Source organism: Janthinobacterium silvisoli, from assembly GCF_014200725.1.
In the GTDB taxonomy this organism is placed as follows: Bacteria; Pseudomonadota; Gammaproteobacteria; order Burkholderiales; family Burkholderiaceae_D; genus Janthinobacterium.
On record NZ_JACHCL010000007.1, the window covers coordinates 212,855 to 232,543 of the forward strand.

The 19,689-nt window shown below is 60.2% G+C and carries 19 protein-coding genes and 2 pseudogenes; 6 read left to right on the forward strand and 15 right to left on the reverse strand.

What is annotated here, in order from left to right; all coding sequences use genetic code 11:
- Nucleotides 1-44: 44 nt before the first annotated feature.
- Both HDE75_RS23840 and HDE75_RS23845 read right to left on the reverse strand, forming a co-directional pair.
- The gene (locus tag HDE75_RS23840; protein ID WP_183681189.1) at nt 45-1,247 is read right to left on the reverse strand and encodes a cation:dicarboxylate symporter family transporter; all 1,203 of its coding nucleotides are present in this window, start codon (nt 1,245-1,247) and stop codon (nt 45-47) included.
- A complete protein-coding gene (locus HDE75_RS23845) occupies nt 1,244-2,167 on the reverse strand; it encodes a LysR family transcriptional regulator (protein WP_183681187.1) in 924 nt (307 codons plus the stop codon). Before HDE75_RS23845 ends, HDE75_RS23840 begins: the two co-directional genes overlap by 4 nt.
- Before the next feature lie 123 nt (nt 2,168-2,290).
- On the opposite strand from HDE75_RS23845, the gene HDE75_RS23850 reads away from it, so the two are divergent.
- Together HDE75_RS23850 and HDE75_RS23855 are read left to right on the forward strand one after the other, a co-directional pair.
- Nucleotides 2,291-3,586 (forward strand): hypothetical protein, encoded by a 1,296-nt coding sequence (locus HDE75_RS23850; RefSeq protein ID WP_183681185.1) that lies wholly within the window; start codon nt 2,291-2,293, stop codon nt 3,584-3,586.
- Between the two features lie 72 nt (nt 3,587-3,658).
- Nucleotides 3,659-4,714, forward strand: coding sequence for a porin (locus HDE75_RS23855; RefSeq protein WP_183681184.1), 1,056 nt, complete (start codon nt 3,659-3,661; stop codon nt 4,712-4,714).
- Nucleotides 4,715-4,762: 48 nt separating this feature from the next.
- Here HDE75_RS23855 and HDE75_RS23860 read toward each other — a convergent pair whose 3' ends face one another.
- The 4 genes from HDE75_RS23860 to HDE75_RS23875 form a co-directional block, all read right to left on the reverse strand.
- The gene (locus HDE75_RS23860) at nt 4,763-5,230 is read right to left on the reverse strand and encodes a hypothetical protein (protein WP_183681182.1); all 468 of its coding nucleotides are present in this window, start codon (nt 5,228-5,230) and stop codon (nt 4,763-4,765) included.
- Nucleotides 5,230-7,053, reverse strand: a complete 1,824-nt coding sequence (gene recQ, locus HDE75_RS23865) for a DNA helicase RecQ (protein WP_183681180.1) — start codon at nt 7,051-7,053, stop codon at nt 5,230-5,232. Before recQ ends, HDE75_RS23860 begins: the two co-directional genes overlap by 1 nt.
- Nucleotides 7,054-7,283: 230 nt before the next feature.
- Nucleotides 7,284-8,432: an MFS transporter gene (locus tag HDE75_RS23870; protein WP_183681177.1), complete on the reverse strand. Its 1,149-nt coding sequence runs from the start codon at nt 8,430-8,432 to the stop codon at nt 7,284-7,286.
- A gap of 40 nt (nt 8,433-8,472) precedes the next feature.
- The gene (locus HDE75_RS23875; RefSeq protein ID WP_183681175.1) at nt 8,473-9,243 is read right to left on the reverse strand and encodes a DeoR/GlpR family DNA-binding transcription regulator; all 771 of its coding nucleotides are present in this window, start codon (nt 9,241-9,243) and stop codon (nt 8,473-8,475) included.
- Nucleotides 9,244-9,390: 147 nt separating this feature from the next.
- Here HDE75_RS23875 and HDE75_RS23880 point away from each other — a divergent pair, with 147 nt between their 5' ends.
- Together HDE75_RS23880 and HDE75_RS23885 are read left to right on the forward strand one after the other, a co-directional pair.
- Nucleotides 9,391-9,627, forward strand: coding sequence for a hypothetical protein (locus HDE75_RS23880; RefSeq protein ID WP_183681173.1), 237 nt, complete (start codon nt 9,391-9,393; stop codon nt 9,625-9,627).
- 54 nt (nt 9,628-9,681) lie between these two features.
- Entirely contained in the window at nt 9,682-10,023 is a 342-nt protein-coding gene (locus HDE75_RS23885; protein ID WP_183681171.1) for a hypothetical protein, read from the forward strand.
- Between the two features lie 4 nt (nt 10,024-10,027).
- Here HDE75_RS23885 and HDE75_RS23890 read toward each other — a convergent pair whose 3' ends face one another.
- The 8 genes from HDE75_RS23890 to HDE75_RS23925 form a co-directional block, all read right to left on the reverse strand.
- On the reverse strand, nt 10,028-10,303 hold the full coding sequence (locus HDE75_RS23890; RefSeq protein WP_183681169.1) for a YkgJ family cysteine cluster protein: 276 nt from the start codon (nt 10,301-10,303) through the stop codon (nt 10,028-10,030).
- A 71-nt stretch (nt 10,304-10,374) separates the two neighbouring features.
- Nucleotides 10,375-10,650: a hypothetical protein gene (locus HDE75_RS23895; RefSeq protein ID WP_183681167.1), complete on the reverse strand. Its 276-nt coding sequence runs from the start codon at nt 10,648-10,650 to the stop codon at nt 10,375-10,377.
- A gap of 27 nt (nt 10,651-10,677) precedes the next feature.
- On the reverse strand, nt 10,678-11,541 hold the full coding sequence (locus HDE75_RS23900) for a GIN domain-containing protein (protein WP_183681164.1): 864 nt from the start codon (nt 11,539-11,541) through the stop codon (nt 10,678-10,680).
- Between the two features lie 191 nt (nt 11,542-11,732).
- A complete protein-coding gene (locus HDE75_RS23905) occupies nt 11,733-13,238 on the reverse strand; it encodes a DASS family sodium-coupled anion symporter (protein ID WP_183681626.1) in 1,506 nt (501 codons plus the stop codon).
- A 152-nt stretch (nt 13,239-13,390) separates the two neighbouring features.
- A complete protein-coding gene (locus HDE75_RS23910; protein ID WP_183681162.1) occupies nt 13,391-14,254 on the reverse strand; it encodes an oxidoreductase in 864 nt (287 codons plus the stop codon).
- A gap of 17 nt (nt 14,255-14,271) precedes the next feature.
- A complete protein-coding gene (locus HDE75_RS23915) occupies nt 14,272-15,531 on the reverse strand; it encodes an MFS transporter (RefSeq protein ID WP_183681160.1) in 1,260 nt (419 codons plus the stop codon).
- Between the two features lie 36 nt (nt 15,532-15,567).
- Nucleotides 15,568-16,296, reverse strand: a complete 729-nt coding sequence (locus HDE75_RS23920; RefSeq protein ID WP_183681158.1) for an SDR family NAD(P)-dependent oxidoreductase — start codon at nt 16,294-16,296, stop codon at nt 15,568-15,570.
- A 135-nt stretch (nt 16,297-16,431) separates the two neighbouring features.
- Entirely contained in the window at nt 16,432-17,334 is a 903-nt protein-coding gene (locus tag HDE75_RS23925) for a GlxA family transcriptional regulator (protein WP_260174300.1), read from the reverse strand.
- Between the two features lie 556 nt (nt 17,335-17,890).
- Here HDE75_RS23925 and HDE75_RS23930 point away from each other — a divergent pair.
- Nucleotides 17,891-18,196, forward strand: coding sequence for a cyclic-phosphate processing receiver domain-containing protein (locus tag HDE75_RS23930; RefSeq protein WP_183681156.1), 306 nt, complete (start codon nt 17,891-17,893; stop codon nt 18,194-18,196).
- A 108-nt stretch (nt 18,197-18,304) separates the two neighbouring features.
- A pseudogene (locus tag HDE75_RS23935) lies at nt 18,305-18,634 on the forward strand (helix-turn-helix domain-containing protein); the annotation flags it as partial.
- Between the two features lie 40 nt (nt 18,635-18,674).
- Here the strand turns inward: HDE75_RS23935 and HDE75_RS23940 are convergent.
- Nucleotides 18,675-19,343, reverse strand: a pseudogene (locus tag HDE75_RS23940) (IS5 family transposase); the annotation flags it as partial.
- Nucleotides 19,344-19,689: the final 346 nt, after the last annotated feature.

Sequence of the window (19,689 nt, forward strand, 5' to 3'; positions counted from 1 at the left end):
TGGTACGCCGCCTGGGGACTAAAAGCAAAGCTGGCGCTGTAGTTTCAGCGTGCCAGGCCGCAGGCGCGTAGTTTGCTGCGGTCCAGTTGCCCATCCCATGCAGCGATCGCCAGGCAGGCCACGCCATTGCCGGTCAAATTGCCCAAGGGCCGGCATTTCAGCAAACGCTCGATGCCGACGATGAACAGCAGGCTGGAAGCGGGAATTTCCGGTACCGCGACCAGGGTTGCCGCCAGCGCGACAAAGGCGGAACCGGCGACCCCGCTGGCACCCTTGGAGGTGATCATCGCCAGCGCCACGATGGATAGCAAATGGGTCGGGCTGAGCGTGATGTCCAGCGCTTGTGCCAGGAACACCAGCGCCAGGCCCAGGTAGATATTGCTGCCGTTCAGATTGAAGGAATAACCGGCCGGTATCACCAGGCCGGTCACCGGCGCGGGGCAGCCCGCGCGCGCCATTTTTTCCATCAGGGGCGCCATCGCCGTGATCGAGGATGCGGTGCCGAACACGATCAATAATTCTTCCTTGATGTAGGCGATAAAACGCAGCACGGAAAAACCGCAAGCACGGCAGATTGTACCCAGCACCAGCAGCACGAATACTGCCGTCGCCAGGTACAGCGCGGCCAGCAGTTTGAGCAGCGGCGTGACCGACACCAGGCCGTATTTTCCCACCGACCAGGAGACTGCACCGAAGGCCGCCAACGGCGCTGCCTTCAGCACGACTTTGAGCGCAGCCAGCAAGGCCTGGGCCGCCCGTTCGCATAATTGGGTGGAACCTTGGCCGCGCTGCCCCAGCAGCGCCAGCACGGTGCCGCAGGCCAGCGCCAGCATCAGCGCCTGCAGCAAGGGGCTGTGGGTGAGCGCATCGCCGATGGCGGCAGCCAGTGCCGGCGGCTGTGCGGCGCGTGCCGGCATGTCGGCATCGATATGGAAACCCCTGCCTGGCCGCAGCAGCAGCGCGGCGGCGATGCCCGTCATCAGTGACAGGGCCGACAAGGCTTCGAAATACAGCAGCGCCTTGATGCCGATACGCCCCAGTTGTTTCAGCTTGCCGATGCCGGCGATGCCGCCGCTGACGGTAAGGAAAATCAGCGGCACCACCATCACCTTGATGATGGTGATGAAGATGGTGCCCAATGGGTGCATGGCGACCGCCAGCGGTGGCTTCCACAGGCCGAACAGGATACCGCAGGCAATCGCCGCCAGAATCAGGAAAAACGGGCTGCGCAGCGTCGCCAGCTTCATGCAGCGTCACCTGCCAGCACGCGCCGCGTCAAGTCCATGAAGTGGCGCGCGGCCGGTGAAATATCGTGTTCGCGGCTGGCCAGGGTCAGCGGTGCGCTGAGACCCGGACCGGCATCGGCGATCTTGCAATACACCACGCTGTCGGCATGAAAACCCTTCATTGACGCGGGCACGGCCGACACGCCGGCACCGGCCGCGACCAGGCTGATATTGGTCAGCATGCGTTCGACTTCGATCACCTTCGATGGCGTGAAACCGGCCCGCAAACAGGCATCCATCAGGTTCGAATACATGCCCGGCGCACCATGCCGGCGCACCAGGATGAACGGCTCATTTTTCAAGCTGGCCAGCGCCACGGTCGGTGCATTCTTGCCGCGCTTGAGCGGTAGCGCGTGGTGGCCGCTAGGCAGTACCAGCAGCATTTCCTCTTCCTGCAAATGGGCGAACAGCACGCCCGGCGGACGGCTGACAGGCAGGCGCAAAAAGGCCACGTTGACTTTGCCGGCCGCCACCGCCTCGCTCAATTGCGCCGCATTGTCTTCAGTGAAATCGAGGCTGACATCGGGCCAAGCGGCGCGGTAGGCGCGCACGATTTTCGGGATCAAGGGGTGGGCCGCGGCAGAACTGGTAAAGCCGATCGACAGCTTGCCAGCCGCGCCGCGCGCCGCCTGTGCGGCCCGCGCTGTACCTTGCTGCAAACCGTCGAGCGTAGCGTGCGCCTCCTTCAAGAAAGCATGGCCGCCGGCCGTCAGTTCGGCGCCTTTCGGGTGGCGCCGGAACAGCTCAAAACCCAGTTCGTTTTCCAGTGCGCGTATCTGCAGACTCAAAGGCGGCTGCTGCATGCCCAGCCGTTCTGCTGCGCGCGTGAAATGGCCTTCTTCGGCGACGACGACGAAGTAACGCAAGTGTCTCAGTTCCATGATGGTCTCTTGGGGTGATACCCCATCGTTATATTTTTTTAGTATGGGAATGCGTGAGTCAAGATATTTTACATTAGGTTTAAAACTCCCTACCATGTTTATCAAAGACTATCGGAGACCTGCATGAAACGTATTTTTGGTATGGCACTTGGCGTGACATTGAGCCTGAGTGCATCAGTGGCCACGGCGCAAACGGCGGCTTCCTGCCCGGCCGGCCTGGACCCGGTGGCGCAGTGCTACAAGGGGCAAGATGCGAACGGTGCTTTTTACTGGATCGCGATGCCGAAACAGTGGAACCACACCCTGATCATGCACAGCCACGGTGGTCCACGCCTGTCGGCCATCACGCAAGAGAGCAATATCGAAGACTTGCAGCGCTTTGCCGTGACGGTGCGCCAGGGTTATGCCTGGGCCGGTTCGACCTATCGCCGCCCCGGTTACGGCGTGCGCATGGCGGCCGAGGATACTGAAAACCTGCGCCAGATTTTCGTGGCCCGCTTCGGCCAGCCTGCGCGCAGCATCTTGCATGGCCAGTCCTGGGGCGGCAATGTGGCGGCCAAGGGCATCGAGTTGTATGGCAAGCAGTATGACGGCATGGTGCTGACCAATGGCATGCTGGGTGGCGGCAGTCTCAATTATCTGCACCGCGCTGATCTGCGCGCCGTCTACCAGTATTACTGCGGCAATCACCCGCGCCCGGACGAGCCGCAATATCCATTGTGGATGGGCTTGCCGCTTGACTCGACAATGAAATCGAAGGAGCTGGCGGCGAGGGTCAATGAATGCACCGGCGTGGCCTTGCCAGCGGCCAGCCGCACAGCGCAGCAGCAGCGCAATCTGGACGATATCCTGGGCGTGATCCGCATCCCTGAACGCACCCTGGTGTCGCACCTGAACTGGGCGACATTCACCTTCCGCGATCTGGTTCAGCGCGTGCTGGGCGGGCGCAATCCTTTCTCGAACCGGGGCGTGGTGTATCACGGTTCGCATGACGATGCGGCGCTCAATCGCGGCGTGCAGCGCTTCGACGCCGACCCGCAGGCGGTAGCGGATCTGGCCCACGATTCCGACATGGCTGGCACCTTGAATGTACCGGCTATCAGCCTGCATGCAATCGACGATCCGACGGCGCTGGTCGAGTATGAAAGCGAATACCGCAATCTGCTGCGGCAGGCTGGCCACGGCGACAAGCTGGTGCAGGTATTCAGCGACGAGCACGATCACAGCAAGCTGGCCGACGCCGAGTATGCGGCGGTGTTCGACAGCTTGTCGGCGTGGATCGACAAGGGCAAGAAACCGACGCCGGACAGTATCGCGGCGGACTGCGTCAAACAGTCGCAGCAGTTTGGTGGCGGCTGCCATATCAAGACCGGTTTTGTTCCTCAATCCCTTTTTTCGAGAGTCAACCCACGCAAATAAAGCGTCATAAACCGTTGCACGAAAGGGCCAGCCATAGGCCCTCGGCAGCACCATAAAAAAACAGGAGACAACATGAAATATGCAATCATCGGCATCGCCCTGCTGGGCGGTATGCCTGGCCTCGTGCTGGCCCAATCGAACGTGGAAATCTACGGTTCGGTCGACGCCGGCCTGCGCAACAAGACCAACGTCAACCAGGCTGGCGACAGTGTCGTGACGATGGGATCGAACGGCACTTTCCGCTCCAACCGGCTCGGCTTCAAGGGCAGCGAAGATTTGGGTGGTGGCCTGAAGGCCAACTTCCTGCTGGAGTCGGGTTTTAATACGGCCACCGGCGCCTTGAACAACACCACCGGCGCGCTGTTCCAGCGCGAAGCGCGCGTCGGCCTGGAAAACGCCTGGGGCGCCATCGACCTGGGCCGCCAATACACGGTGGCCTATAAAACCATCCTCGCTTTCGACCCCTTCGTCTATCGCTACCCAAGCATCACCTATGCGTTGTCGTCGACGGCCGGCACACGCCATAGCAATGATGTGCAATACACGGGCCGCTTCAATGAATTCACGGTGCGTGCCGAGTATGCAGCCGGCGAAGTGGCAGGCGATAACAGCAGCGGTACGGCCAAGGCTGTCGGCACGGTGTATTCGCGTGGTCCGTTGAAGCTGGGCGCCTCGTACACGAAGTCCAAGGAAAACGTGGGAACTACCGCGGTGCCTGTGTACAAGGATTACAGCCATGTCGCGGTGGGCGGCGCCTACGCGTTCGGGCCGGTCACGCTGTCGCTCGGTTATGCCGATGAAAAGCAGGCCACCATCATACCCCGTGACGACCGTGCCACCTGGCGCTGGACAGGCCTCAGCTATCAAGTCAGCCAGCGCTTCAACGTGACGGGCGCATGGTATGGCAACAAGGTGCATAACCGCAAGGCCAGCGCCACCGTGGCCGCTGGCGACGGCAAGAAGGATTTGTACATGCTGGGTCTGCGTTACGACCTGTCGAAACGTACCGTGCTATACGCCGAGATCGACCGCAACAAGTTTGACGGCGGCTTTGCCACCGGCGGCACGACGCGCTTGAACCAGCGCAGCCAGACGGGTACTTCAGCCGGCATCATGCACATGTTTTAAGGGGATAGTAGTCAGTTGCGGCGCCTGATGCAGATCAGGCGCCGTTTTTTATTCTGCCGTCTGGTATAACGAAGCGGGCAAGCCGAAAAACGATGGGCTGCCCAGTGTGGTGCCGTCCAGGCTGTTGCCGGCGTTCAGTGCCTGGCTGACAGCGGCCAGCACGGAGCTGCGGTCGGCGATGTTTTTGAGGTAATGACGTGGGCCGTTATGGATGATGTGACTGGCAATGTCGACCGCGACGATGAAGATAGGCTCCTGCTGCAAAGGGAATGCCAGCCACGCGCCCGACTCGTCCTGTGCCGAAAAAGTATCGGGCAAGCTCAGGTTTTCCGCGCCACTCAGATGCGCAGCGACCATCATGCCGAATGCTTCGGGAATCACGTCAGCCAGGCGGCGTACCGTGATTTCCTCGCTTACCAGAGCGCGTAGCTGCGCTTCTTCGGCCTCGCTGGCATCCTCGTTCTCACCGAGGATTTCCACAGCCTGGTAGATCAGGCTGGGGGATAGTGACTCCATCAAATCATCTCCAGAATCATGGCCACGATCTCGTCGCCATACGAAGCCAGCTTTTTCTCGCCTACGCCGCTCACGCCGCGCATCTGTTCCAGCGAAGTCGGCTTGGCCTTGGCGATTTCGCGCAGGGTGGCGTCGACAAAGATCACATACGCCGGCACATTGTGGGTACGCGCCGTCTCCACCCTCCACCAGCGCAGCTTGTCGAAGATGGCTTGTTCGCTGGCTGACAAATCAGTCTCCACGTAGCCCTTCGCCACGCTGGTACTGCGCTTGGTGGTTTTCACCGGTTTCTGGTACTGGCGCAGCTGCACCTTCTGGCCGCCCTTGAGCACGGGGCGCGAGGCGTCCGTCAGTTTCAGCGAGCTGTATTGTTCATGGTCAACCGAGACCAGGCCCAGGGCGATGGCCTGGCGCAAAATCGCTTTCCATTCCGCTTCGCCCAGGTCGGCGCCGATGCCGAAAACGGATAATGAATCGTGGTGCCAGGTCTTGATGCGTTCGGATTCCACGCCGCGCAGCACGTCGATCACGTGGCCGCCCGCAAAGCGCTGGTCGACGCGGTAAATCGCCGACAGCAGTTTTTGTACAGGCACCGTGCCATCGAAGGAAATGGGCGGCACCAGGCAGGTATCGCAATTACCGCAGGGCGTGGCGGGCTGGCCAAAGTATTCGAGCAAGCGCATGCGGCGGCAGCTTAAGGTTTCGCACAAGCCCAGCATGGCGTCCAGTTTCACGCCCAGTACGCGCTTGAAGGTTTCGTCGGCTTCCGATTCATCGATCATGCGCCGCTGCAGCACCACGTCCTGCAGGCCGTACGCCATCCAGGCATTGGCGGCCATGCCGTCGCGGCCGGCGCGCCCCGTCTCCTGGTAATAGCCCTCGATGCTTTTTGGCAGATCCAGGTGGGCCACGAAGCGCACATCGGGTTTGTCGATACCCATGCCGAAGGCGATGGTGGCGACCATGACGATGTTTTCCTCGCGCAGGAAGCGCGCCTGGTTGGCACTGCGCTTGGCGTACTCCATGCCGGCGTGATAGGGCAGGGCACGGATGCCGTTTTCGTTCAGGAAGTCGGCTGTCTCTTCGACCTTTTTGCGCGACAGGCAATACACGATGCCGCAGTCTCCTGGGTGTTCGGTGTTGATGAAGTCGAGCAGCTGCTTGCGGCCGTTGGCCTTTTCCACTATCTGATAGCGGATATTCGGGCGGTCGAACGAGGAGACGAACTGGCGCGCGTCGTCGAGCTGCAGACGCATGGCGATTTCGGCGCGCGTTTGCGGATCGGCGGTGGCCGTCAGGGCGATGCGCGGCACGTCCGGGAATTGCTCGTGCAGCACCGACAGCTTGATGTATTCCGGGCGGAAGTCGTGGCCCCACTGGGCTACGCAATGCGCCTCGTCGATGGCGAACAGGGAAATTTTCGAGGCCTGGAACAGGTCCAGGCAGCGCTGCGTCATCAGTCGTTCGGGCGCCACATACACCACGTCGATCTGGCCGGTGCGCACCAGACGCTCAATGCGGCTGGCTTCTTCGTAGGTTTGCGTGGAATTCAAAAAGGCGGCGCGTACGCCGACTTCTTCCAAAGCGTCGACCTGGTCCTGCATCAGCGCGATCAGCGGTGAGACGACCACGCCGACGCCATCGCGCAGCAGCGCGGGGATCTGGTAGCACAGCGACTTGCCGCCGCCGGTAGGCATCAGTACCAGTGCGTCGCCGCCATGGCTGACATGGTCGACAATGTCAGCCTGCTGGCCACGGAAGGCAGGGTAGCCAAAAACGGTTTGCAGCAAATGCAGCGCGCGCTCGTTAAGATCTTGATTCATAGTGCCTTATTCTGCCCGCAAAAACGGGCCGACATGGCCACGGCATATTGATCAAGGCCATGGCGATATCTGAACTATCCGAACTGAATGGGTATACATGACAGGGAGGGGTCACCGCGCAACGTTTGCATGTTGCGCGGGGTCGAAGCTTACCACGAGAGAGCCTCGCGGTCGTGGTTCAGGCGCTGGCTGGCGCGGTTTTTTACCGTCGCCGCCAGTCAGGGGATGGCTCAGGCAGCCGATTTGGACGCTGTGACCAGGCGCGAGCTGGCGGCAACCAGCAGCAGGGCGGCGCCCAGGATGGTAAAGGAAATGTTCAGGCTTGTCGCATGGGCCACGAAACCGATCACGGCCGGACCGGCCAGGATGCCCGCATAACCGATGGTGGTGATGGCGGCCACGGCCAGACTGGGCGGCATGGCTTTCTGGCTGCCGGCGGCGGTAAACAAGATCGGCACGATATTGGCGGCGCCCAGGCCGATCAAGACAAAACCGACCAGCGCCACGTTGGCGACTGGCGCGATCACTGCCAGGAAGAAGCCGCTGGCTGCGCACAGGCCACCGAGGGTGAGTACCCGCTTGCCGCCAAAGCGGCGCACCACCTTGTCGCCGGTGAAGCGGCCCAGGGTCATGGCGATGGCGAAGGCTGCATAGCCCAGGCCGCCTTGTGCTTCGGCCATGCCGCGCGTGGTGGTCAGGAACAGGGCGCTCCAGTCGAGGATGGCGCCTTCGGCCAGGAAGACGATAAAGCACATCAGGCCGATCAGGATCACGGCGCCATGCGGTAGGACGAACAGCGGCGTTTTTTCACCGGGGGTCGATACCGTCGGCAGCAGATGCGTTTGCGCCGCGGCCAGGATGGCGCACAGCAGCACCATCATCACCACGCACGATAATGCTGGCGTCAGGCCCAGCCATAACAGCAGGGCCATGAAGCCGGCGCCGGCAAAACCGCCCACGCTGAACAAGGCGTGGAAGCCCGACATCATCGAACCGCCATTGGCTTTTTCGATAAACACGGCCTGGATATTCATGGCCACGTCAAAAGTGCCCATGGCGGCGCCGAACAGCAGCAGCACCAGGCCCAGCTCGATGGGAGTATTGGCCAATGCCAGGCCCGGCAGGATCGCGATGAACAGCACGCCAGCGGCGAGGATGACTTTGCGGCAGCCAAAGCGGGCCGCCAGCACGCCTGTAAACGGCATGGCGCACAGGGAGCCGCCGCCCAGGCACAGCAGTAAAAAGCCCAGGGTGGCTTCATCCATGCCCAGGCGTGACTTGGCATAAGGCACGAGTGGAGCCCAGGCGGCCATGCCGAAGCCGGCCGCAAAGAAGACCAGGCGCGTGGCGCGTTGTTGCAGGGTACCGGTAAGTTGCATGACGGACTTTTCAGTGAGAGGGTTAGAGATGACTTGCAGATTACTTGCGCGCGCGCAGGACGTGCACGCCCAGCCGTTCAAACGCATCCGCGTGCACCGCATCGGCGTCCGCTTCCAGTACCAGATGCTGCAGCAGGCCGGTGGCCAGCACGCCAAACGGCGCGGCCGTGCCCAGCTTGTCGCTGGTGGCAGCCACCACCACGGCCTTGCTGGCGCCGGCGATGCTGCGCTTGAACTCGGCTTCGTCATAGTTGAATGCCGTCACGCCCGCGTCCACATCGGCGCCGCAAGCACCGAGGAAACACAGGTCGGGACGCATGCGCTCGACCGTGCGCAACGCTTGCGGACCCAGGCTGGCGCCGGCGCGGCGGTCGACTCTGCCGCCAGCGATGATCAGTTCAATCTCGTTGCGTTCCATCAGTGCCATGGCGATCGACGGGGCATTGGTGATGACAGTGAGTGCTAACTTTGGTAGCGCGCTGGCAATTGCCAGATTGGTCGATCCAGCGTCGATAAACAGCACTTGTCCCGCGCGCACCAGCGTAACGGCCGCCTGCGCCAGGCTGGCCTTGCGTTCGGGGGCTTCATGCTTGCGCTGGCTCAGGGTGCCGCCATCGGGTGACAACGGCAGGGCGCCGCCATACACGCGCTGGCACAGCCCGGCAGCGGCCATTTCGCGCAGGTCGCGCCGTATCGTGTCTTCCGACACATCGAGCTGGCGCGCCAGATCGAGCGCCAGCACGCGGCCATCGGCCAACAACTGTTGCTGGATCAGGGTCTGGCGTTGTTTGAGAAGCAGGGTAGAAGTCATGATTTATATAAACGTGCACGAATGAGTGTAAATATACGCAAACGTGCATATCGAGTCAAGCGTGATGACCTTCCTGTCCAAATTTTTTCATACGAAGATAAATTACTGCTAGAGTTGTGAGATTGGAATGACTGTCGAGAGAGCATCATGTTTTTAAATATCGCTACCGCGAAAAACTTGTTGTTTCGCGCCGTGCGCCGAGGTGGATGGGGCGTGCTCGGCTTGCTGGTGGTACTCAATACCATGCACTGGCAGCGCAACGGCACGCTTGGTCTGGGCGACGTGCGCGATTCCCTGATCGCACTGGCGGCCTATACGGCGGTGGGGCTGTTGATAGAATACCAGCGCATGCGCGAGGAAGCGTCTTCTGGAAAGTGGCGCTGATCAGCCGCGCCAGCGCGTGTTTATTGATGGGCGCCCCGCCATATAATGGCAGCCATGGAAACACTATCGACTTCGCCCAATCAACGTTTTGCGTTGAAAGCTCATGCGTGGGAAGCGGCCAATTCGCAGTGGGTGCTGAGCCCGCAGCTATGGGACGTGCAGCGCGATGCTGCCTTGTTTGTCTTCAGGGAACCGCGCTGGTCGGTGGATGCCGATCACTGGATTTCCGATACCAAGGTGCGCTTATCCTTGAGGAAATATCCTGGCAATCATCGGCCGGAAAGCATCAAGGTCGAGCTCGATTGTGCCAGTCTGGCAGCGACCATACTTCCCGCCACCAGCACCAGCTTGGCGGAGCTCGAAACCGTGCTGGAGCGCATGCTGCCCGGCCTTTGACGCATCAAACTGGCGCCGTCAACCGCTCCAGCTCCCCTAGCCAGTGCACCGCATATTCCCGGCTGTCGCCACACATTTCCTCGGACGGTTGCAAGCCGCCGCAAAATGCTGGCCGCGCTGCCTGGCCGAAGATTAGGCAGCGGTTGTCATCGGCCAATTGCACGCAGCGTACGCCGGCGGGCTTTCCATTCGGCATGCCGGGAATGGGGCTGGTGATGGAGGGCGCGGTGCAGCAGGCGCCGCAGGACGGGCGGCATGCCAGGGTGGCGGATGGCGGCATCGGGTTTATCAGGAAAGCGGGTGAGGGGCCGATAGTATAACAAGCCGCGCCGCTTTTTTGACTGATGAGCGTCAGCGCGGCAGCTGGCCTTCACTGCATGCGCGCCGTTCGGTGAGGACGACGCACAGGCGCACGGTCGCCCATAGAGCTAGGCAGAAGGCGATCAGCGCCAGGACCAGCCGGGCAAGCAGGCCCACGCTGCCTGCCAGATGGAAGATACCCACCGCGAATACCAGTGCGGTGAAGGGCAGCAAGTACAGGAAACACATGGGGCGGCGCAATGCCGCCCAGGCGTTCACGGCCACGAAGGCAGCCGTCAGCAACAGCCAGGTAATGAGGAAGGTCATGCTGATTCCGGCGCTGCTCAAGCAGGCTTAGCGCACGATGCTGACGCGCGTGCCCGACAGTGTTTTCTTGCCCGGATCACCGTGCACGCTGATGCGGCCCGAGCCAGAGGCGCGTGCGTTGACTTCTTTCAGGCTGGTGGCGTCGATGTTGCCGGAGCCGTTGCTGGCCAGGTAGGCGATGTCGCTGTTCAAGGTCGCCAGATTGAGATTGCCCGAACCGTTCAGGTTGGCATCCAGGCGCTGCACGGCGCCGCTGACGCTGATGCTGCCCGAACCATTCACGGCGATGTTGACGCGCTCGCCATGCACATTGCCCAGGTTGATGCGGCCGGAGCCATTGACGACGGCGTCGCTATTGCCACTGCTCAGTGCCGTTGCATTGATGGCGCCCGAGCCGTAGTTGGCGATATCGAGGCGCGCTACCGTGCCTGACAATTCGCTTTTCAGGGAGCCGCGCTGCACCAGGCTCAAGTCCTGGCCATTCAAGCCGGTGGCGACCAGGTGGCCTGGGCCGGAAACACTGATTTTGTTCAATTGCGGTGTGGTGTAGACGATGGTGATGCCATTGCTGCTACGCAGGCTCTTGTCGCTCCAGATGCGCAGGGTGTCGCCGTTGACATTGCTATGAATCAGCGGCTGCAGATTGCTGTCCGCTTCGATTGCCAGCGATGGCGCCGGGCCCACGCGCACTTCAATCCTGAGGTCGGTGCGCGTCATCATATCGATGTCTAGTCCATTCACACTGCTGACGGGACGTTCGTCGCGGATGGTTTGCTGGTTGCCTGCCGTACTGCCTGCATCACTGCTGTAGCGGATCTCGCCATCGTTGGGAGTGATGATGATGCAGCCGCTCAGGGCGGCGGCGCAGCACAGGGCCAGCAAAGTACGCATGGTAAATCCTTTATTTATGATTGTTTTTGGTCTTCACAGATAAAAAAGCCGGCTGCAGCTTTGCTGCTGCCGTGCTGTCGATGAGAATGTAGCAAAGCTGATATGCCTGCTGAGTAGAAATGCGATGAACTGCGAAAAACGGGGGGTGAATTGCAGATCCGCCCGTTTTTTTGATATTTTTTAGCAACCTTTTACCAGTATCCCAGCAGCTTCCACCAGCTCGTGCCGATCACGGCAAAGATCAGCAGTTCGACCAGGCACATCACGAAGCCCACGCGCCACCAGGCGCCCATGGTCACGTAACCGCTGCCAAAGATGATGGGCGAAGTGCCCGTGGCGTAATGGGTCAGAGTCATCATGATGGCCGAGCCGGCCGTCATCATCAGCATGAAGGGCACCATGTATTCGGGCGGTATCAGCTGCGCGCCCACCGTCAGGAAGGCCAGCAGCATGGCGCTGATATGGGCGGTGGTGCTGGCAAAGAAATAGTGGGAAAACACGAACACCAGCACCAGTACCGAGGCAATCGGCAGCCAGTCCATGCCGCTCGATACAATCGCGCCCTTCATGCCGGCCGAGAACCAGGCGATCACGCCCGTCTTGTTCAACTGTTCGGCCATCATCACCAGTGCGCCAAACCACACCAGGGTGTCCCAGGCGCTTTTTTCGGAAAGCACGTCGTCCCAGTCTATCGTGCCAGTAATGATCAGCACGAACAAGCCCACAAAAGCCACTACCGTGGGGTCGAGCGAGAAAGCGTGGCCGAACAGCATGGCGGGCACATTGGCCCACAGCACCAGCAACAGGCCGAAAGTGCCCAGCATGACTTTTTCCGAGGGCGACAGCGGCCCCATCTGTGTCAGTTCCTTTTTCGCGTAATCGACGGCGTTTGGCGTGGCCTTCAGTTCCGGCGGCGACAGCCAATAGATGATTAATGGCATTACCAGCAGGCACACCAGGCCCGGCAGCAGCATGCACAGGGCCCAGGTGGTCCAGCTCAAGTGAAAGCTCTGGTTGCTGACCTTGGCGACATAATCGACCACCAGCGGGTTCGGTGCGGTGGCTGTCAAAAACATGGCCGAGGTGATGGGGTTGGCGTGATAGTTGACCAGCGCCAGGTAAGTACCGACCTTGCCTTGCGTGCCCTTGGCCGGGTCGGAGTCAAAGGCATTGGCGATCGATTTCATGATCGGGTGCACGATGCCGCCGCCGCGCGCGGTATTGCTGGGTGTAAACGGCGCCAGCACCAGCTCGCAGATGCTCAAGCCATAACCGATGCCGATGGTGCGTTTGCCCAGCAGTGAAATGAACATCAGGCCGATGCGGCTGCCCAGCCCCGTTTTCTTCAAGCCCCGCGAAATCAGGATGGCCACCACGATCAGCCAGATCAGCGGATTGGAAAAACTGCTGAGGGCGTCCGTGATGGCGCCCTTCGAGGAAGTCGAGGTCACTTGCGACAGGGACACGATCACGATGGCCATCATGGCCATCACGCCGATCGGCATCACCTTCAAAATAATCGCCACGATGGTGGTGAGAAAAATTGCCACCAGCGACCAGGCCTTGGGTGTCAATCCATCCGGGGTGGGCAGCAGTAACAGCGTTATCAGTACTATCGTGGAAATTATGGCTGGCACCAGCCGGAATGGCACGGCTTCCTTGAAATGCCGCAACATTTCGCTGATCGTCTTGTACATCATTCATCCTTTCAAATGGCAGCCGCGATGGCTGCTGGTCCCCGTAAGCATTCTTTCGGGCAACATCATAAAGGATGATAATGCAAACTTGATAAGTCCAGGGGCACGATAGGCAAGGACTTGAAAAGAACTTTGCCCAGGTCAAATTTCTATCAGGGCAGCGGCAGATAATCGGTTGATTGCGTCACTGGTTCCCATTGGTCGAGTTCGGCGCTCAGCGCATCGATACGGGCGCGTACCAGTTTCAAGGCGTCGCTGCCGAGCAGCAGATGCCGCGGCGCCTGTTCCTCCTCCACTATCTTCAGCAAGACTTGCGCCGCCTTCTCGGGAGCGCCGGCCTGCACGCCGCTCTTGGCCTTGCGCGCATCGCGGATGGGATCAAACAAGGCGTCATAGTCGGCGATGTGACGATGCGCCCGCACCATCGAGCGCCCGGCCCAGTCGGTACGGAAGGAACCGGGCGCCATCGCGATCACCCGCACGCCGAATGGCGCCACTTCCTGCGCCAGCGATGCGCTGATGCCTTCCAGTGCAAACTTGCTGCCACTGTAATAGGCAATCCCCGGTAGTGCGGCAATGCCCGCCATCGACGTGACGTTCACGATACAGCCGCTGCGGCGTTTCCGCATCTGCGGCAAGACCGCCTTGATCATCGCCACTGCGCCAAACACATTGACATCGAATTGGCGCTGCAAGTCTTCCAGCGGCGATTCTTCAAGCGTGCCTTCATGCCCATAGCCCGCGTTGTTGACCAGCACATCGATCAGACCGGTGGCTTGCACCGCTTGCGCTACTGCTGGTTCGATGGCCGCAAAGTCGCTGATATCGAGCACGATGGCATGGGCATGTCCGTCGCTCAGCTCCTCGAACTGCGCGACATCGGCTTCCTTGCGCACGGTGCCAATCACGGTATGTCCCGCGGCCAATGCTGCCTGGGCAAACGCCAGGCCCAGACCGGAACTGACGCCGGTGATCAGCCAGGTGCGGCGTGCATTATGAAGATTCTGGTTTTCCATGGCAGTCATTCTTTCGTTTATTCGATGGCGTGCACGGCTGTCTTGTTCAGCAGCAGATAATTCAGGCCGGCGCCGGCCAGCAGCAGTGCGCTGGTCAGGAAAAATACCGAACGCATGCCTGCCGTGCCGCCCAGGGCGCCACCGAGCAATGGCCCCAGCACCTGGCCTGCGTATTGTGACGATTGCGAATAACCGAGCACCTTGCCGAGCGCTTTTTCCGGCACCGACTGGCGGATGACTTTGGCGATCGATGGCAGCAAGCCGGCCAGCGCCATACCCATCAGGAAACGCAGGCCCACCAGTTGCCACCATTGCGTGACAAACGCTTGCGGTATCAGCAAGGCGCCGGCTGCCAGCAGGCAATAAATAATCACTTTTCCGCCGCCGATACGGTCAGCCAGGCGGCCCAGGCGTGCCGCCATCAGCAGGCTCCCGAAGGCGGAAGCAGCCATCACCACACCGGCGAACAGCACTACCTGGCTGCGGTCGACACCGATTTCGCGCAAATAAACGGTGATGATCGGTTCGATCGACATATTCGAAAACAGCACCAGCATGGCGGTGCCGAACATGGGTGCCACCACCAGCCATAGCGCGCCGCCCAGCCTGACCGGTTCGGCGCGCACTGCGGTCGATGGCGCGGGCTGGAAGTCTTCGCGAACAAACACAATCGTCACCAGCGCGGCCACCGCGATCACGCCGCCACCGAGGAAAAAAGTCTGGCGTATGCCGATCAGCCCGGGCAGCAAGCCGCCGATCAAGGGTCCGATCAAGCCGCCGGACAAGGCGCCGGTCGACAATATGCCCAGCGCCCAGCCGGCCTGCTCGCGCGGCGTCTGGGTGGCCACCAGCACCGTGGCGGAAGAAGCGTAGCCGCCGATCAAGCCCGCAGCCAGGCGCAGCAGCACCAGTTGCCAGACATTATGCGCCAGGCCGATCAAGGGCATCAGCAGCGCCATGCCGACGGCTGCGCGTATCAGCATGGGCCGGCGGCCGTAGCGGTCGCTCAGATAGCCCCATAGCGGCGCCGTGAGGCCGGTGCCGAGGAAGGTCGCGCCGAAGGCGATGCCCGACCATTCGACGATAGCGGCATTGCCATGCACGCCCAGTTGCTCGACATAAATCGGCAGGAAGGGCAGCAATAAAGTCAGGCTGACCAGGGTGGTAAAGGAACCAAACACGCAGATCGCCAGATTGCGCCGCCAATAGCGGGCATTACGCTGCGCGTAACTGTCGCTGTCCGTTTTTGCCAGGGGACTGCTGGCGCTGGTGCTCATGATCGACTCCGTCTATGGTTACCGTTTAGTGCAGACTTACCACTTGCCGTTATGGGCGCCGCCGTCAACGCGCAGCACTTCGCCCGTGACTTGTTTTGCTTCGGTCAGGTAGACCACCGCGTCGGCAATTTCGGCTACGCTGGAAATCGTGCCCAGCGGGTGCAGCGATTTCAGGAAGTCGTGCGGTATGCCCTTCAGCAGCGGTGTGTCGACCGAGCCCGGCGCCACCACGTTGACGCGGATGCCGTCCTTGGCGAACTCCGACGCCAGGCTGCGGCTGACGGCGTCCATGCCGCCCTTGGTCATCATTGGCACGGCGGCGGTCAGCGCAGTGTTGGGTGCATCGACCAGGGTGCTGCTGATGCCGACGATGCTGCCGCCGCGCTGCTGGACCTGCATCTGCCTGATCACCAACTGGCTGACGTACAGATAGCCTTCCAGGTTGGTGCGCACCAGCGCGTTGAAATCTTCCTGGGTGTAGTCGAGGAAAGGCTTGGCGATGAAAATGCCGGCGTTGTTGACCAGGCCGTCAATGCCACCGAATTTTTGCACGGCGGTATCGACAACCCTGGTTGCGGTGGCGGCGTCGGCGATATCGCCGTCAACCAGCGCCAGTCTGTCGGATGGCGCGAAAGCGCCGCTCTGGCTGATGCTGCGCGAAGTGGCGACCACGTTGTAGCCGCGGTTCAGAAATGCTTCGACAACGCCTGCACCGATGCCTTGCGAGGCGCCGGTGACGATGATGGTTTTTTGCTGCTGGGTCATGATGAACTCCAAGTAAGTGATCGCTGAAGTCCGATCCATGCTGATCGGATGAGCTCACTGTACGCCGGAGACGAGGTGGGATAAATACCGATGGGGGATCATTAGTAGTTACATCGTGTTATCAATACGGAGCAATTACGACCGCAACTCACGGATGCCCTTGCCTATCCTGCGCCGCAGCAAGGTGCGCAAGATCACGCCGTCCGCATAGCCAACCTGTTCGGCGATGCGGTCAACGGTCAGCTTGCTGGTCTTGAGCAGGTGCACGGCACGTTCCACCCGCAGATCCTGGATGTACTCGACGGGTGTCTTGCCAAACACGGCATTGAGGTGCCGGGTCAGGGTGCGCTTGCTGGTCGCCAGGGCGTCGGCGACCGTATCGAGCGAGATCGCCGTACCCAGGTGTTCACGCACCCATCGGTCGAAACGCTCGACCAGCGGGGCGGCATGGGCAATGTGGTCGGAAATCGCATACACGCTCTGCGACAGCCGCGTGTCGTAGACCAGGTATTTGGCCACCAGCGTTGCCAGCTCGGGGTTGCTGTTCCGTATCAAACACAGTGCCAGGTCGAGGTGGCTGAGTGCCGCCCCGGCTGTCAGCGCGCCGCCGCTGGGAACAAGGATGCGATGGGCATCGAGGTGCACTTGCGGATAACGTTGCCGGAACAAGGCAGAGAGCCACCAGGTGGTGGTGGCGGCGCGGCCGTCGAGCAAGCCGCTTTCCGCCAGCACGAAGGTGCCCGTACAGGCCGCAGCAACCCTGGCGCCTCCACGATGCCAGCGACGCAAGGCCGCCATGGCGTCGATCACATCGTCACGGCCAAGCACCGGTACCAGTGTATCGGCGTTCATGTGGTTGAGCGCCGGCAAGATGACCCAGTCCGGCGCAGGCGCATCGCCGATGGCGCAGACAGGCACTTGCATGCCCAGCGCCGTGCGTACTTCAGCCCGCACGCCCACCACGCTAATCTCGAAAGGCTCTGCCGCGATGCCCGTCGCCTGCGCCAGGGCGTTGGCTATGCTCAAGCTGTCGAACATCGTGGCCAGGCCCGTATCGAATACCCCTTCGAGGGCAAGAATAAAAATCCGATGGCAGGATCGATACCGTTATTGTCGATCGGGACAATATGCGCCCGCATGCCGGGATCGTATAGTCCTCCTTGCCGCATGCAGTGTGCCTGCGCTGATCGCAGTCCAATCGTATTTACAAGTTGTTATTAAAATGACCTTATCGTCCATTCAAGTTTCTATTACTCTGTTCAAGTTTCTATTCCGACCGTTGGACGACACATCCCTTTGCACCAGCGAATCATGCAAATCAACTACTTAGAACTCTAAACGACACATCGCTTTGCACGGGACGACACAACAGCTTGCACTATGCACGGCAAGCGACATATCCCCTTGCACTGACGTAATCTGGGGCCTGATTGGCCTGCATCCGACGCGATCTCGAGCCGAGCCGAGCCGGTGACTGGCGCATAGATTTCTGGCGCAAATGGTGGAGACAGTTCGCCGCTTCGGCGCCAACAAATGGGGCTCATCAGGTATCATCACCACGGGCGCGCGTGCCACTATCTCCGGAGTATAAGAAATGAGGGTCTACCTCGACGATGAGCGAAATACGCCTGAAGGGTGGACGCGAGTGTACTGGCCTGATGAGGCAGTATCACTATTGAACTCCGGTGCGGTTGTCGAGATCAGCCTCGACCATGATCTTGGCGATGACGAACGAGGCACCGGGTATGACGTTATCTTGTGGATTGAGGAAGCGGTCGCGTTGCGCGGCCTTAATCCTCCAATTATCTTCATTCATTCGGCCAACAGTTCAGCACGTCAGAAGATGGAAGCTGGAATCGCTGCGATCCAGCGGATGGTTATAGAGCGAAAAGTCAGTTGACTTGTTGATTTGCAGCTAAATCTGACCCACTTCACCGCATAATTTGCACACGAAACTGACCCACGTATAAGACACAATCCTGCTCATGACATTGAGTGGGGAATTGGAGTGATCGACGTGGCATTACTAGGCATTATTCGACGCTGGCACATTCGCGACCAGGTCCCTTTGAGAGAGATCGCCAGGCGTTTGGGCATCTCTAGAAACACCGTCCGACGCTATCTGCGATCGGAAACCATTGAGCCAGCCTACTCTGAGCGGCGCTCTACCCGCGCCATCGACAAATATGCGTTCCAGCTTTCTGCGCTCCTGAAGACCGAGGCGGCGCGATCACGCAAGCAGCGGCGTACGCTGAAACAGATCCATGAGGACTTGAAGGAATTGGGATTCGAGGGGTCTTACGACAGAGTCGCGGCGTTCGCGAGAACCTGGAGGGAGGGTCAAACTGAGAGGGTCAATCCGGCCAGCAAACGAACAGCTTGCCGTTTTTGCGTGTTGGAATGATGGCCTGTGCACCACGTAGAGCAATGGCCTCATGGCAAGCCTTGGTGTCGTAAGCGCCATCGCCACTGACGCTCTCGATGGCTTCGTCGGCGCCAATCTGGTCGAGAAGACATGGCAGCATCGGCGCATCGCCGGTGGCGTTGTCCGTGACCTCAATGGCCCGGATTTCCAAGGTCGTAGCATCAATTCCAAGGTGCACCTTGCGTCACTGGCGGCGGTAGTCGGCACCATGCTTCTTCGTTTTCCACTCACCCTCGCCCAACATCTTGATGCCGGTACTATCGACTAGCAAATGAAATCCGGACGTCGTCGTGTTCGCTGTAATCATCACGGCGAGATGCTTTTGTCGGCGGCTCACGGTGCTGAAATCGGGAACCTCCCAATCCAAACCCGCTAACTTAAGTAAGCTTTGCGCCAGGCCTATTGCCTGCCGCAGCGCCAGATTGAACAGACCCATGACGGTCAGGCAGAATTGAATCGCCGCTTCGCTGTACTTCCGGCTGCGCCCACGCTTACTACTAGCACTACCGTGCCAGCACATGTCCTAGTCCAGCCAGATGAGCAGCGACCCACGCGCTTTCAGCGCCGCGTTGTACTCCTTCCAATTGGTCGTTCGATACTTCGGTTTGGCCGGTGCGTTCATCCGGTCAGTTTACCCGAGAGTCGACTCAGCTCACCCTGACAGGGATTTGTGCAACAAAGCCGAATTGAGGACCAAGAGCATCTTTGGCTTTCTTCCTATTACCCTAATGTACCTGTTATTGATAGCCCATGTGGTATCTTCAGATCGTCAAACCTGGCCGAATTGATATTGCGATCTCCGATTGTGCATCGAAATAGCTCCAAGAAAAACCTGTAAGAAGTCAGGTTGCATGAGTCGTTTAAGATGCGGTTTGTAGTGGTCAACCCATCCCGGACACTACGTTAAGTTTTTCTTCGGTGACGGCCGGTGCCAATCCGTGATTGAACTGATGTGGCCGTATCCAGTT